Genomic DNA, 13979 nt, shown 5'->3' on the forward strand with positions numbered 1-13979 from the left:
GTGTATAGGTCAAATAATTCTTGAACAAAACCTCGTATAAAATAGCTTTATACAATCATTACAGTAAATTTGTAGGTATAAAATTGGCATCAGTAACGTATGAACTTAACCATTGAAAATATATTATTGGTGGGCTCACTATTACTTTTTATAAGTATTATAGTGGGTAAAACTTCGTACAAATTTGGGGTGCCAACCCTTATTCTTTTCCTTGCCATTGGTATGTTGGCAGGATCGGATGGTATTGGCGGTATACGTTTTAACGACCCGGGTCTGGCACAATTTATTGGTATTGTTTCTTTAAACTTTATATTATTTTCCGGTGGACTAGACACCCATTGGAAGGCCGTAAAACCTATTTTAAAAGAAGGTTTAGTGCTTTCTACCCTTGGTGTACTGCTCACCGCTGTTACCCTTGGTGCTTTTGTGTATTATATAACGGATTTCACCATTTATGAAAGCATGTTATTGGGCTCTATTGTATCTTCTACAGATGCAGCCGCGGTATTTTCTATTTTGAGGTCTAAAAATTTAGCCCTTAAAAACAATTTAAGACCTACACTTGAATTGGAAAGTGGTAGTAACGACCCAATGGCCTACGTGCTTACCCTAGCTTTCTTAACCTTGGTCATCAATCAAGATTTAAGCGTGTTTTCCATTATACCCTTATTTCTACAACAAATGGTATTGGGCGGCATTGGCGGCTTTGCATTTGGTAAAATAAGTGAGATTATAATCAACAAAATAAAACTTGGTTTTGAAGGACTTTATCCTGTTTTGGTGATAGCACTCATGTTCATTACCTTTTCTGCAACAAACGCCGTTGGCGGTAATGGTTTCCTGGCCATTTATATTTGTGCCGTGTATTTGGGAAATCAAGATTTGATCCATAAATCTACCATCATTAAAATGTTTGATGGTTTGGCTTGGCTCATGCAAATTGTTCTGTTCCTTACTTTAGGACTTTTGGTCTTTCCATCAGAAATTATCCCGTATATGGGCGTAGGTATCTTAATTTCTGTTTTCTTGATTTTAGTGGCACGCCCCGTTAGTGTTTTTCTTAGCTTGATTTTCTTTAAGATGAAAATGCGAAGACGTTTCTATATCTCTTGGGTTGGATTGCGTGGAGCTGTACCTATCGTATTTGCCACCTATCCTTTATTGGCGGACATAGATAAGGCTAATATGATTTTTAATATTGTATTTTTTATTTCGGTGACCTCTGTATTGATACAAGGTACTACCCTATCCGTTTTTGCAAAATGGTTACATGTGGCCCTACCGGAAGAAATTAAACCTATTACCGAGAATGACCGATACATTTTAAATCTACCCAAATCTGAAATGGAAGAGGTCACTATTCCAGAACATAGTTTTGCGGTGGATAAGCGTATTATAGATTTGCATTTTCCAAAATCGGCCTTTATTGTCATGATTAAACGAGACAATAAATTTGTACGGCCCGGTGGTGCTACCGTTATTAAAGCCAACGACATTTTAGTCTTGTTACTGGATAATGAGGATAGCTTAACAGAAGTCAATGCAATTCTAGACCAAGGCATTGTTGCCTAATTTCCAAAAGTTACTACTATTCTAAAACTTTCTAGGAACAATTTAAAAAAGGAATTAACGGTTAATGAAATGGGATCGCTTTATTTCATTTAATTTTGCCGCATGGTCAGAAATGTACAGTTACGATTAACGTTAAAGGAAGAAGCTACACCTAATGGTCTAGAAATACGTACGGCCAAATACCTAGGTTTGGAGGAAGGCACTTTTACCATTAAAGTAATGCGCAAATCTATTGATGCACGAAAGCCAAAAATTGTGTTCAATTACAAATTGGCTGTATACATTAATGAACCTGCCCCTAACGATACTTTGCATTTTGAATATAAAGATGTATCAAAAGCTAAACCGATTCATATTGTAGGATTCGGACCTGCAGGTATGTGGGCTGCGCTACGCTGTTTAGAAATGGGATATAAACCCATTGTTTTAGAACGCGGTAGTAATGTTAAAGACCGTAGAAGAGATTTAAAAGCCATAAACCAAGACCATCAAGTAAACCCAGAAAGTAATTATTGCTTTGGTGAAGGTGGTGCCGGCACGTATTCTGACGGAAAGTTATATACCCGTAGCCTTAAACGTGGCGATGTTCGTCGCATTTTTGAAAGCTTGGTATACCACGGCGCTACAGACCAAATTTTGATAGATGCGCATCCGCATATTGGAACAAACAAACTGCCTAAAATTGTACAGAATATTCGTGAGGTCATTCAGAATCACGGTGGTGAAATTCATTTTAATACCAAGGTGACGGATTTCGTTATTAAGAACAACATTTTGAAAGCGATTATTTTAAATGATACCGATGAAATGGCTGTGGAACGTGTGATTTTGGCAACGGGACATTCCGCTCGTGATATTTTCGATTTACTGCATAAAAAAGATATTGCTCTTGAAGCGAAGTCATTTGCCATGGGCGTGCGTGTTGAACATCCGCAGCATATTATAGATAGTATTCAATATCATTGTTCCGGAGAACGTAGCGAATTACTACCGGCAGCCTCATATAGCTTGGTAGAACAAGTAAAAGACCGTGGCGTGTATTCTTTTTGTATGTGCCCTGGCGGATTCATCGTTCCCGCTGCAACTTCACCGGGTGAGGTTGTGGTAAACGGAATGTCGCCATCAAAACGAAATAACCTGTATGCCAATTCGGGAATCGTGGTTGAAATTAACGTAGATAAAGACATCCCGAAGTACGATAAATTTGGGGCCTTAAAAGGGCTGGAATATCAGAAGAATTTGGAACGATTGGCTTTTACTTCCGGCGGAAGAACACAAACTGCCCCTGCCCAACGATTGACGGATTTTGTAGAAGGAAATCTTTCTTCAGACTTAAATCCAACGTCATACCAACCAGGTCTTAATTCTGCACCTTTGCATTCATTATTACCAAAATTGATAGGAAGCAGATTACGCCAAGGGTTTAAAGCTTTCGGCGATAAAATGCATGGTTACTATACTGCCGAAGCAAATATTGTGGGCGTAGAATCTAGAACCTCATCTCCCGTAAGTATTCCACGAAACGAAAAATTGGAGCACCCTGTGATCAAAGGTCTTTTCCCATGTGGTGAAGGCGGTGGTTATGCTGGCGGAATCGTTTCTGCCGCAATGGACGGAGAACGTTGTGCCGAAGCTGCTATGGCAGGGCTTTAATTGGTTGTTGGTTGTTGGTTGTTGGAAACAAAAAAATTTAGCGAAGCTAAATACAACTGATTAGGCACTAATCAAAAAAGAGTCTATTCTCTTTATTCTATTTTCTAACTTCTTACTTCGTACTACTTTATACTTTGTACTTTGTACTTTGCACTTAATACTAACTACTTCAATTACGCCATCTTAGGCTTGTTAGCTTTTGTAATAAAGTTTAGGGCTTTTTTGATTTTTGAATTTTTATACTTGTACAAACGTGCCACTTCCATTTTTTGATTACTGGTTTCTTTTATAGTAACCTCTTTTACTATGCTCATTTCAATGGTGTCAACCTTAACATCGTTAATTGTGTTCTGCGCTTGAGCAGTGAAGCTTAAAAAGATAATGAAGATGATTGTTACTATTGTTTTCATGACTTGCGTTTGTTACACTTATAGAACGCAGAAGACCTTGTTTTGCTAGGTGATGAATCGCTGAAAAACACTAAATTCTCGTTAGTTTACCCAGTTATGGACAAAGTGTAATTTGTTGCCGATAAACGGCACACTCCCCAAAATCACCTTACCGATAATTGATGTCGTTAATCGACAAACGATGTTTTAAAAACAAGTTCAAATACAAGCGCAAACTCAAAAATCAAATCAAGTTTAGAATTAGTTGTTAGTTGTTGGTTGTTGGTTCCCTTCGGCTACGCTCAGGGACCGGAGGCTTCGCTTGGTTGTTGGAAACAATAAAATTTAGCGAAGCTAAATACGATTGATTAGGAACTAATCAAAAAAATCTATTCTCTTTATTCTATTTTCTAACTTCTTACTTCGTACTACTTTGTACTTCTTACTTAATACCTTGTACTTTCTACTTTCTACTTTCTACTTTAACCCAACTTAACCTTTCCTTCCACATTAAAGCGTACCTTTGCGTCTTATTAAAATTTTATGACATTTAAAGAACTCGGCCTAGCCGAACCCATCCTAAAAGCTTTAGAGGCTGAAGGATATACTCACCCTACTCCTATTCAAGAACAATCCATTCCTATTTTACTTCAAGGCAAAGACCTTCTGGGAGTGGCACAAACAGGTACTGGTAAAACAGCTGCCTTTGGTATTCCTATTTTACATCAGTTGTATGAGGGTATTAGCTTACGACAGACCAAAAGAAAAGTAAAAGCCCTTATCGTTACACCTACCCGTGAGCTGGCCATTCAAATTGGTGAAAGCTTAACAGCATACGGTAAACATACAGGATTACGAAATACAGTGATTTTTGGCGGAGTAAAGCAAGGTAAACAAGTAAACGCACTAAGAGGTGGCGTAGATATATTAGTAGCTACACCCGGTCGTTTATTAGATTTAATGAATCAGGGTTTTATTTCTTTTAGGGATTTAGAGCACGTAGTACTTGATGAAGCTGACCAGATGTTGGATATGGGCTTTATACATGACATCAAAAAAATCATTGCAAAATTACCTCCCAAAAGACAATCATTGTTCTTTTCGGCTACTATGCCAAAAGACATTGTAGAGCTTTCAAGAAAAATGTTGGGCGATTTTGAACGTGTTACCATTAAACCAGAACAAGCTACAGCAGAAAAAGTTGAACAGGGAGTTTATTTTGTTAGCAAAGCAAATAAGCCTAAACTTTTAATTCACCTTATTAAGGAGAATCCCGAAAACACCTTAATTGTATTCTCAAGAACCAAGCATGGTGCCAATAAAATCGTAAAGAAACTTGACCAAGCCGGTATTCGTTCTGCAGCCATACACGGTAATAAATCGCAAGCTGCAAGACAAAAAGCATTAAGTGCCTTTAAAGATGGTAATCTAAAAGTGTTGGTAGCTACCGATATTGCCGCAAGGGGTATTGATGTTGAAGACTTGTCGTTAGTTGTAAATTACGATTTACCAAATGTATCTGAAACCTACGTTCACCGTATTGGTAGAACAGGGCGTGCAAATGCTAGTGGTACTGCCCTTTCTTTCTGTGATAGGGATGAAAGACCGTATCTAAGAGATATTGAAAAACTAATAAAGCAGTCGGTACCACGTATGCCAGAGCATCAATTTGTAGATGAAGATACTCCGGAAGATACCGGTAGTCAACCTTCTCAACCACAAAGAAAACAAGGAAATTCTCGTAATAAAAATAGAAACAGAAATAGACCTGGCGGCAACAACTTTAGAGGTAAGAATAATAGAAATTCGAGCAGGCCTAAAAAAAGAAATGATTCTAATAGAAGCGAATAGCTTCTGTTAGAATTTCATTTTATCTTTAGCAAAACATTTTATCGTAATGAAAAAGCAAATGGTTATTTACGGTAGCGGTCGCCATACCGTACCCTTCTTAAATTATATTGCCAAAGCCACAAGTAAGGAAAAACCGAATATGTGTTTTATTCCTACCGCTAGTGGTGAAGATGAGCAGTATATTGCTTCTTTCTATGATATTTGCTCTCAGATAGATGTTACTCCGCATGTTCTTTCCGTTTGGATTAATTCTTACGACCAAAAAGAATCTTTCGAAGAAATCATTTCTCGAATGGATGCTATTATTGTTGGTGGTGGCAACACTTTAAATATGCTTGCTATTTGGAAAGCTCAAGGCATAGACGTTGCCCTTAAAAAAGCCTATGACAACGGTGTAGTTATGGGTGGTGGTAGCGCAGGGTCCTTATGTTGGTTCAATGGCGGTACTACAGATTCTAGACCTAAAGAACTTAGTATTGTTGGTGGTATGGCGTTTATAGACAAAAGCCACTGCCCGCATTACAACTCAGAAGGTTCACGAAGACCCTTATATTTCGAGAATATTAAAACAGGTAAACTTTCAGATGGTTATGCCTGCGACGACCGTTCCGCTATTCATTTTATTGATGGTGAAGTTCATACTTCAGTTTCCTTAAACGATGAAAATCATTCTTATTACGTGTATTTGAAAGATGGTGAAATTTTTGAGGAATTGATACCGACTACTATTATATCGTAAATAATAGAAGTCCGTTTGAGTATTACACCTATTTTTCCATGAATTAAGCACTTACAACCCACCCCTAGCCCTTCCAAAGTAGGGGAATAGTTTGAACATATTTTTAATCCTTCGCGATAAATTTCACAAGACGATTTCAAATTAATTGTTGATCAAAAGCCCGCAAACAAAATGTCTAAGTCTCCCTCCCGGGAGGGGATTAAGGGGTGGGTAATACGGATGGTGAATCAACCTACTAGTTTACTCGAAAACCTACAAGCCCTTATAAGCCTTCAACACATTTTCAATTTTGGCTTCGGTCTCTTCGTCTATATTTTGATGTTCGGGGTTTTCCAATAACCACTTTATTGTCCTTTTAATCCCTTCGGAAAACGGAATAGTGGCTTTGAAATCGGGTACAAAGGTTTTTATCTTCGTATTATCGAACAACACACTTTCTGCCTTATCTGCCAACAAAGTACCCGTAAACGACGGCTCTATCTTACATATAAAATCTGATGCTATATGTACTGTTTTAGCTTCCTTCCCTAAAGCATCCGCTAGAATTTTATAGATCATATTCCAACTTAATACTTCATCTGAGGTAATATGAAAAGCGTGACCTATAGCGGTTTGCAACCCTAATAATCCTACAAACCCCTTTGCAAAATCGTCTGAATGCGTTACCGTCCAAAGTGAAGTACCATCGCCATGAACAATAATTTCCTTACCGTCCAATATACGTTGGGCTGTATTAAATTTATCGAACCCACCAATAGCAATTGGTATTACCGTGTCATAGGTTAAAGAAGGCCTTACAATAGTGATAGGGAATCCGTTCTGGCGGTATTCTTCTTGCAAACGATCTTCACAGGCTATTTTATCTTGAGAATAGTCCCATAACGGATTATGCAAGGGAGTAGATTCCGTAATTACCGGATAACTTAAGGGAGTCTGGTAACACGATGCAGAACTAATGAAGATATACTGCTTGGTTTTACCCGTGAACAATTCCATATCCCGTTCTATATCTTCTTTGGTGAAAGCGATCCAATTGACCACTATATCCCAATGGTGTTTTTTTAATTCGGTTAATTCTTCCGGTTTATTGATATCCCCAATAATAGAATGTGCCCCTTCAATATCAACCTTTGCCTTTCCCCTATTCAGTACATATAACTCCAACCCTCTGGCAACTGCAAGCTTGCTGCTAGCTGTACTGATATTTCCGGTTCCACCAATAAACAATACTTTCATATACTTATATATTTTTGATAATCAAATCCTTAATCTCATTTATTTTAAATATCCCTATAGAAGGTCAACCCATTTTTAAAAGGGTCATAAAAAGCAAATTCCTTTGTTCCCCAAGCGGTTTCCCGTAATAAGGTATGGGGATTAAAAATATCCTTTTCCGCATATTCTTCATATAAGGATTGAATATTCTGGGTAACAATACGCAACATGGGCCTATCCATCTCAATTTCCCACTCCTTAGCTTCATGCCATTGTAAATGTATTTCAATTGCATCTCTAATAACCCCCGCATACTTGGGCTTTTTGGCATCATCTGCAAAGGCGATTCTGAAACCCAAACGGTTAACATAAAAATCCAATGCCTCTACTACATCCCAAACGGGAAGCACAGGGTGTATTTGGTGTAAATAGCCTTTTAACTCCATACCGTGAAAATACAAAAAGGAATAAAAATCCTTAGTTTACGAACACATTATCCTTTTGTTTTAAAACTATTAATTCCATAAAAAACCAATGCAATATCTTTATATTCACCTCTTCAAACCAACCAATACACATAGCTGATGAAAAACACTCTTCTCCTTTTATTTTTCTTGTTCATTACTGCCATTTCTTTTGCGCAGGATGCTACCGTAATGAGCTATAATATTAAATATGACAATACCGGAGATACCATAAATAACTGGAACGACAGAAAAGAGGCCATGGTCAATTTAATAGCGTATTATGAACCAGGTATTTTAGGACTTCAAGAGGTTTTACACCGTCAACTCTCCTATTTAACGGAACAATTATCTGGTTATAAAGCGATAGGCGTAGGTCGTGAAGATGGTAAGGAGAAAGGTGAATACTCTCCTATTTTGTTCAATTCATCAAAATATAAATTATTGCAGAGTGATACGTTTTGGTTGTCCAATACTCCCGATAAAATTTCTGTGGGTTGGGACGCTGCTTTGGAGCGTATATGTACGTATGCCTTATTTAAAGACCTAGATTCTCAACAACAATTTTACGTATTCAACACTCATTTTGACCATAGAGGAACAGTGGCAAGGGAAAAAGCGGCCCAATTAATCGTATCCAAAATAAAAACATTGAACAAAGAGGGGTTTCCTGTGGTTCTAATGGGCGATTTAAATTTGAAACCTGATTCTGCACCTATTCAATTTCTACAAAATGCCCTGCAAGACGGTCAACAAATTACAAAACACCCTTTTTATGGTCCCACCGGTACCTTTAACGGATTTGACCCCTTAAAAAACTTAACGGATCGTATAGATTATATTTTTGTCCAGAACGCCATTGTAGATAAGTATATACACATTGATGACCGTATGGAAAACAACAAACATATTTCTGACCATCTACCCGTAGTGGCATATCTTCAATTTCAGTAAACATCCTAACCGTATTATAACTTTAAGGTTGGGTAATTAAACTTGAATGAATAAAAGCCTTTTTTCCTTTACGGGTAAGGACATGTGACCACATTTTGGTGCGCCCCAAGACGTGTAGTGTATCATTTTTTAAAGCCTCACCAATAACCAAGCTGTTTGTGGTAGGGCTATTTCTAAGATTGGCCCTAACGGCCGATACTGCTATCCGAGGTACCACTTGCATATCATTTTGTTGTTCCGGCACATTGGTTTTCCACACAAAGGGTAATGGGTCTATTGCTCCCTTGCCGGATGCATAGATACCAAAATGTAGATGCGGATCCGTAGTTCTTGCATTGCCCGTATTACCTACTAGACCTAGGGTGTCGCCAGAAATGACCCGATCCCCAACCTTGGCTATAATACTATCTAAGTGCGCGTAATAAAGTGACTTGCCGAACATACCTGTTCTCAACCAAACTTGTTTTCCGCCCAAACCCCTATTGCCTGTTGATGTAATTCTGCCATCTGTAGCGGCTACTACCGGGGTTCCACGTTCAGCGAAAATATCTATTCCTTGGTGAGACCGTGCTCCGGCATCACGTGCTGCGCCCCAAAAACTTTGTATGGCGTCATTGGCTTTACCCACTACCGGAAACCTAAATCTAGGAGCACTGGTAATCCGTAATTCGAAATTTATTTGAGCATTTATTGCCGGTTGTACAAGAACCTTATATGTACCTGTATTGTCAATGCTTAACCGTACATTATGCTCATTAATTTTGTTATGGGCCATTTGCACATAATTGCTATCCGTAGCTATATGCAGAACATCAATAAAAAATTGATTGGCGTGATCATTATTTACAACACTTATCTCCAATTCCACACCCTCTTTTAAATTAACGTTGTAGCTATAGACCGTATTTCTTTGAGAAAAACTTTTGGCAACTTCCACATAAGGTAGTTGAATAAGTAAACTATCTTTCTTGGCTTGTTCAAAAGCCTTGCTCCATAAGGTAAATTGACGGTCATTGTCCTCAAAATTTCGCGCATAGATTTCCCGCGCAGTAGGTTTTGTGAACACATCTGTAAGCTTTCCTACTTGTTTACAACCTGTAATAGCAAGAAATAATAACAGAACCGCGTATCTTATTATGGACTTTACCTTGTTCATAAAAATGGTTTCCTTCATAAAAGTAAAATCGGGCCCAAAGGCCCGATTTTACTACTTTAAATCTTTAACTATTTTTTTAAAAACTTAATTAAGATTTCATTCAATTCATCTGCATGGGTAATATTTAAACCGTGTGGGGCCCCTTTGATAATCTCAAATGTATTATCCTTAATCCCTTCCGCGGCCTGCTTTGCCGAAGTGGCTATAGGAACGGTAGCATCTGCATCTCCATGAACAATTAACGTAGGTACATCAACATTTTTTAACTCCTCCCTAAAATCGGTATGCATCCATGCCAAAGCAGTTTGTATTGTAGCCCTGGGCGATGCAAAAGAGGCAATGGTGAAGTCATAATCCAATTGCGCCTGACTAACCCTGTCTCCCTTATTCTCATCAAAATTATAGAACCCTTTACTAAACTCCTTTAAGAAACCAACTCTATCTTTTTGAAGCGCATCTATTATACCTTCCAAATCTTTTTCCGGTACGCCTTTCGGGTTGTCCGTCTTTTGCTTTACCAACGGAATGATAGAACTTATCAAAGCTGCTTTCGCTATTTTTCCCGAGCCATAATCCGTTAAATAACGTACTACTTCTCCTCCTCCCATTGAAAATCCAACAATAATGGCATCATTTAAACCTAATTCTTCAATTAGCGCATGTAAGTCACTTGCCAAGGCAGAATAATCATAATCGTTCCAAGGTGCGGATGTTGTTCCAAAACCTCTTCTGTCATACGATATACAACGGTACCCTTCCTCTACTATCTTCCATACTTGTTGTTCCCAAGATTTTCTACTTAAAGGCCAACCATGTATTAGTATAACCGGTTGCCCGCTTCCATAATCTTCATAAAATATATCTACGGGTTTCTTTGCTTTTGTATTTGTTATAAATGGCATATTTTCAATTTTAAATTCCATGGTAAGGTAACGATCCAATTTTAGCACACTTAGCGTAAAACCTTAAATAATTTGCTCATTAAATGGAACATATATCCATTATATTTACCTTTTAAAATTTCATTGATGTTTATACCGGAGCACTATAGAAATACCGACCCAGAAGAGATACGTAAGTTTTTAAAAAACAACAGTTTTGGTATTCTTATCAATACCATACAGGGTAAACCATGGGGTACACATATTCCGTTGGAATTGCGAACTCATGCTGATGGGTCAGAGGTTTTGGTTGGCCATATTGCAAAAGCAAATCCTCAAAGTAACAATTTAAAAGACGGGGATGAAGTCCTTTGCATCTTTAATGGACCCCATAGTTATATTTCCTCATCTTGGTATAAAAAAGAAGAGGTGCCAACTTGGAACTATATAGCCGTACATGTATATGGTACAGTTAGAATACAAAATCAAGAAGAACTTTTAAAAGCACTACACCTCTTGGTAGATAAATATGAAAGAACTTCTGAAAACCCGGTCTCCATTGACAATATGTCCAATAAAACTATGCACCAAATTGCGGGCATTATAGGATTTGAAATTAATATTAAGGATATACAAGCCGTTCATAAATTATCTCAAGGTAGAAGTCAAGACCATGCTACAATTATTAATGAACTGGAAAAGCGAGGACCTGCTGAAAAAGCCGTGGCGAGCGAAATGAAAAAATTATCTTCCTAATCTATCTATATAGGGCAAACTATTTTATAATATTATCGTAAATAAAGTAGCAACATAAATGTATGAATCATGAGCTACCTCCTTTTTACACTTTGCATGACATTTGTTTACGTACTATTAAGTATAAGTTATTTTGCCTACCAAGATTTGCAGCAGTATTTGAATACTAAAAATTAATTGAGCTTAATTGCGGCATTATAGTAATGATTGTTCTTCAACTTTTTTTAAGTTAAATTAATATTCATTTGAATGTAGATTTAAGCTTGACTTCATTTAGTTTTAGCATCATATTGATAACCTAAAATTTATGAACAACCTAACGATATATCAGTTCTCCAAAGAAGATAAACTAAAACATTGGCATGTTGTAAACGATGAGGTCATGGGCGGTGTATCTATGGGACTTATTCAACTGAACAAGGATGGTAGTGGCGTATTTAGCGGTCATGTGTCCTTAGAGAACAATGGTGGTTTTTGTTTGGTTAGACATGATTTGGAAAGAATTGAAGTATCAAATTTTACATCTTTTGAAATTAGATTGAAAGGAGATGGCAAAAAGTATCAATTTAGATGTAAATCTGGGGAACACCAACGGCATTCATACATCTATCATTTTACAAGTAGTAAGGAATGGACTACCATAACTGTTCCTTTTAAAAAAATGCAACCCTATTTTAGGGGAGATGCATTAAAATTGGAGAATTACCAAGGAGATTTTCTTTCTCAAATAGGAATTTTAATCGGTAATAACAAAGAAGAAGATTTTAGCTTAACCTTAGATTATATACGGTTAAAGTAAGCACATCATTCTTCAAAAACACAATAAATTATTGTATTATAAGTACTTACTAATTACCAGTTGAATTTCTGCACGATAAAAATTATTATTTCTCCCTTCCTTTTTATTTAAAATTTTATAGCCCAACTAAATTTGGTGAACACCTGATATCATTTATAGGTTTTAAATATAGTTTTTGGTAACTTTATAGCCTAAAACTATACATATGACCATTACCCAATTGCAATATGTACTTGCTGTAGCAGAATACAAAAACTTTACTTTGGCTGCAGAAAAGAGTTTTGTAACACAGCCTACCCTTAGTATGCAAGTGCAGAAATTAGAAGACGAGCTAGATATTCTGCTTTTTGACCGAAGTAAAAAACCGATTACCATAACAGAGGTTGGTAAAAAAATAGTGGAACAGGCCAAGAATATAGTCAATGAAGCTTCGCGTATCAAAGATATTGTAGAACAGGAGAAAGGATACATTGGTGGTGATTATGTGCTGGGTATTATACCTACAATAATGCCAACATTACTACCTATGTTCTTAAAGACCTTCATTCAAAAATACCCAAAGGTAAATCTTATCATAAAGGAACAAAATACAGAAAGCTTAATACAAAATATACAGGACGGTCATTTAGACGCTGCTATTGCCGCAACACCTTTAGAGGTAGATTTTATTAAGGAAAGACCTTTATATTATGAACCTTTTGTAGGGTATGTACCTAATGAGCACCGTTTAGGAAAGAAAAAACAATTGGTACCTGAAGATTTAGATATAGGTGATATTTTATTACTACAAGACGGACATTGTTTTAGGGAAGGCGTATTGAACCTTTGCAAAACACCAAAAATTGGTGGGGAACATTTTAGTCTACAAAGTGGAAGCTTTGAAACCCTTATCAACCTTTCTAATGAAGGATTGGGAATGACATTACTGCCGTACTTGAATACATTAGAATTAGACCAGGTAAAAAGAAAACAACTAAAATATTTTGAAGACCCCTCTCCTGCCCGTGAGGTAAGTTTGATATACCATAAAAAAGAATTGAAAGTTCAAATTACCGATGCCCTAAAAGAAGTAATTACCAGTGTTGTGCGCGGAGCCATTGCTTTTCAAGACGTAAAAATCATAAGTCCCTTAAACAAATAATTACTGTTTTTGATAGCGATACAAGCAACCTTCTATACAGATATTAGGATATGAGGGCGATAAGGTTAAAACTGTCTTAGCTTCATTAAAATTGGCATTGAAACCCAAGGTATCTTTTTCACCAGCGTTACCAACATAAAGAAAAAGTTCACTTTCGTTTATGTCATAATTTCCAGATTCCGTAGTTATGCTTATTTTGTTATAACTACCATCTGTTTTAAATAGATATCTATATCCATTATTTACTTTTTTCCACTCGGTTTTGCCTCCTGGGCTTATATATGTTTCCGTTAGCAACCACTCACCTACTAAACCTGTTTGGTCTATAGGAGTGTCATCAAAAACGTCGTCTTTTTGACAGGTTAAAAAGAACAGCAAAAATATAGCGATGGAAATTTTCATAAATATA

14 protein-coding genes are annotated in these 13979 nt (G+C 37.0%); 8 read left to right on the forward strand and 6 right to left on the reverse strand.

Annotated elements, in window-relative coordinates:
• The first annotated feature begins 99 nt into the window (after positions 1 to 99).
• Positions 100 to 1572: a potassium/proton antiporter gene (locus ABVM52_RS00755; RefSeq protein WP_405382732.1), complete on the forward strand. Its 1473-nt coding sequence runs from the start codon at positions 100 to 102 to the stop codon at positions 1570 to 1572.
• A gap of 102 nt (positions 1573 to 1674) precedes the next feature.
• On the forward strand, positions 1675 to 3225 hold the full coding sequence (locus ABVM52_RS00760) for an NAD(P)/FAD-dependent oxidoreductase (RefSeq protein ID WP_405382734.1): 1551 nt from the start codon (positions 1675 to 1677) through the stop codon (positions 3223 to 3225).
• A 173-nt stretch (positions 3226 to 3398) separates the two neighbouring features.
• On the opposite strand, the gene ABVM52_RS00765 is transcribed toward ABVM52_RS00760, so the two are convergent.
• Positions 3399 to 3635: a hypothetical protein gene (locus tag ABVM52_RS00765; protein ID WP_405382736.1), complete on the reverse strand. Its 237-nt coding sequence runs from the start codon at positions 3633 to 3635 to the stop codon at positions 3399 to 3401.
• A gap of 522 nt (positions 3636 to 4157) precedes the next feature.
• Here ABVM52_RS00765 and ABVM52_RS00770 point away from each other — a divergent pair.
• Both ABVM52_RS00770 and ABVM52_RS00775 read left to right on the forward strand, forming a co-directional pair.
• Positions 4158 to 5465 (forward strand): DEAD/DEAH box helicase, encoded by a 1308-nt coding sequence (locus ABVM52_RS00770; RefSeq protein ID WP_405382738.1) that lies wholly within the window; start codon positions 4158 to 4160, stop codon positions 5463 to 5465.
• A gap of 46 nt (positions 5466 to 5511) precedes the next feature.
• Positions 5512 to 6204: a Type 1 glutamine amidotransferase-like domain-containing protein gene (locus ABVM52_RS00775; protein WP_405382740.1), complete on the forward strand. Its 693-nt coding sequence runs from the start codon at positions 5512 to 5514 to the stop codon at positions 6202 to 6204.
• Positions 6205 to 6456: 252 nt separating this feature from the next.
• On the opposite strand, the gene ABVM52_RS00780 is transcribed toward ABVM52_RS00775, so the two are convergent.
• Positions 6457 to 7440 carry an SDR family oxidoreductase gene (locus ABVM52_RS00780; RefSeq protein ID WP_405382742.1) on the reverse strand — a complete coding sequence of 328 codons (984 nt, stop codon included), beginning with the start codon at positions 7438 to 7440 and terminating at the stop codon, positions 6457 to 6459.
• A gap of 44 nt (positions 7441 to 7484) precedes the next feature.
• Complete coding sequence (locus ABVM52_RS00785; protein ID WP_405382744.1) at positions 7485 to 7865, reverse strand: glyoxalase superfamily protein; 381 nt, start codon at positions 7863 to 7865, stop codon at positions 7485 to 7487.
• Positions 7866 to 8003: 138 nt separating this feature from the next.
• Here ABVM52_RS00785 and ABVM52_RS00790 point away from each other — a divergent pair, with 138 nt between their 5' ends.
• Positions 8004 to 8837 carry an endonuclease/exonuclease/phosphatase family protein gene (locus tag ABVM52_RS00790; RefSeq protein ID WP_405382746.1) on the forward strand — a complete coding sequence of 278 codons (834 nt, stop codon included), beginning with the start codon at positions 8004 to 8006 and terminating at the stop codon, positions 8835 to 8837.
• Between the two features lie 22 nt (positions 8838 to 8859).
• On the opposite strand, the gene ABVM52_RS00795 is transcribed toward ABVM52_RS00790, so the two are convergent.
• A complete protein-coding gene (locus ABVM52_RS00795) occupies positions 8860 to 9993 on the reverse strand; it encodes a peptidoglycan DD-metalloendopeptidase family protein (RefSeq protein WP_405382747.1) in 1134 nt (377 codons plus the stop codon).
• Between the two features lie 68 nt (positions 9994 to 10061).
• Positions 10062 to 10895, reverse strand: a complete 834-nt coding sequence (locus tag ABVM52_RS00800; RefSeq protein ID WP_405382749.1) for an alpha/beta fold hydrolase — start codon at positions 10893 to 10895, stop codon at positions 10062 to 10064.
• Positions 10896 to 11021: 126 nt separating this feature from the next.
• Here ABVM52_RS00800 and ABVM52_RS00805 point away from each other — a divergent pair, with 126 nt between their 5' ends.
• The 3 genes from ABVM52_RS00805 to ABVM52_RS00815 all read left to right on the forward strand — a co-directional run bounded on the left by ABVM52_RS00805 (position 11022) and on the right by ABVM52_RS00815 (position 13570).
• The gene (locus ABVM52_RS00805; RefSeq protein WP_405382751.1) at positions 11022 to 11630 is read left to right on the forward strand and encodes an FMN-binding negative transcriptional regulator; all 609 of its coding nucleotides are present in this window, start codon (positions 11022 to 11024) and stop codon (positions 11628 to 11630) included.
• A gap of 307 nt (positions 11631 to 11937) precedes the next feature.
• Complete coding sequence (locus ABVM52_RS00810; protein ID WP_405382753.1) at positions 11938 to 12429, forward strand: CIA30 family protein; 492 nt, start codon at positions 11938 to 11940, stop codon at positions 12427 to 12429.
• Between the two features lie 205 nt (positions 12430 to 12634).
• Entirely contained in the window at positions 12635 to 13570 is a 936-nt protein-coding gene (locus ABVM52_RS00815) for a LysR substrate-binding domain-containing protein (protein ID WP_405382755.1), read from the forward strand.
• Here ABVM52_RS00815 and ABVM52_RS00820 read toward each other — a convergent pair whose 3' ends face one another.
• Complete coding sequence (locus tag ABVM52_RS00820; protein WP_405382757.1) at positions 13571 to 13972, reverse strand: hypothetical protein; 402 nt, start codon at positions 13970 to 13972, stop codon at positions 13571 to 13573. It lies immediately after the preceding gene.
• Between the last annotated feature and the right edge of the window lie 7 nt (positions 13973 to 13979).

Origin of the sequence: Maribacter sp. LLG6340-A2 (genome assembly GCF_045057105.1) — a bacterium.
In the GTDB taxonomy this organism is placed as follows: Bacteria; Bacteroidota; Bacteroidia; order Flavobacteriales; family Flavobacteriaceae; genus Maribacter.

What these genes read in the sequence shown, in the direction of transcription:
- ABVM52_RS00805 (WP_405382751.1), top strand. Translation starts at nt 11,022, where the DNA reads ATGTTTATACCGGAGCACTATAGAAATACCGACCCAGAAGAGATACGT.
- ABVM52_RS00760 (WP_405382734.1), top strand. Translation starts at nt 1,675, where the DNA reads ATGGTCAGAAATGTACAGTTACGATTAACGTTAAAGGAAGAAGCTACA.
- ABVM52_RS00790 (WP_405382746.1), top strand. Translation starts at nt 8,004, where the DNA reads ATGAAAAACACTCTTCTCCTTTTATTTTTCTTGTTCATTACTGCCATT.
- ABVM52_RS00810 (WP_405382753.1), top strand. Translation starts at nt 11,938, where the DNA reads ATGAACAACCTAACGATATATCAGTTCTCCAAAGAAGATAAACTAAAA.
- ABVM52_RS00820 (WP_405382757.1), bottom strand. Translation starts at nt 13,972, where the DNA reads ATGAAAATTTCCATCGCTATATTTTTGCTGTTCTTTTTAACCTGTCAA.
- ABVM52_RS00795 (WP_405382747.1), bottom strand. Translation starts at nt 9,993, where the DNA reads ATGAACAAGGTAAAGTCCATAATAAGATACGCGGTTCTGTTATTATTT.
- ABVM52_RS00800 (WP_405382749.1), bottom strand. Translation starts at nt 10,895, where the DNA reads ATGCCATTTATAACAAATACAAAAGCAAAGAAACCCGTAGATATATTT.
- ABVM52_RS00770 (WP_405382738.1), top strand. Translation starts at nt 4,158, where the DNA reads ATGACATTTAAAGAACTCGGCCTAGCCGAACCCATCCTAAAAGCTTTA.
- ABVM52_RS00785 (WP_405382744.1), bottom strand. Translation starts at nt 7,865, where the DNA reads ATGGAGTTAAAAGGCTATTTACACCAAATACACCCTGTGCTTCCCGTT.
- ABVM52_RS00780 (WP_405382742.1), bottom strand. Translation starts at nt 7,440, where the DNA reads ATGAAAGTATTGTTTATTGGTGGAACCGGAAATATCAGTACAGCTAGC.
- ABVM52_RS00815 (WP_405382755.1), top strand. Translation starts at nt 12,635, where the DNA reads ATGACCATTACCCAATTGCAATATGTACTTGCTGTAGCAGAATACAAA.
- ABVM52_RS00755 (WP_405382732.1), top strand. Translation starts at nt 100, where the DNA reads ATGAACTTAACCATTGAAAATATATTATTGGTGGGCTCACTATTACTT.
- ABVM52_RS00775 (WP_405382740.1), top strand. Translation starts at nt 5,512, where the DNA reads ATGAAAAAGCAAATGGTTATTTACGGTAGCGGTCGCCATACCGTACCC.
- ABVM52_RS00765 (WP_405382736.1), bottom strand. Translation starts at nt 3,635, where the DNA reads ATGAAAACAATAGTAACAATCATCTTCATTATCTTTTTAAGCTTCACT.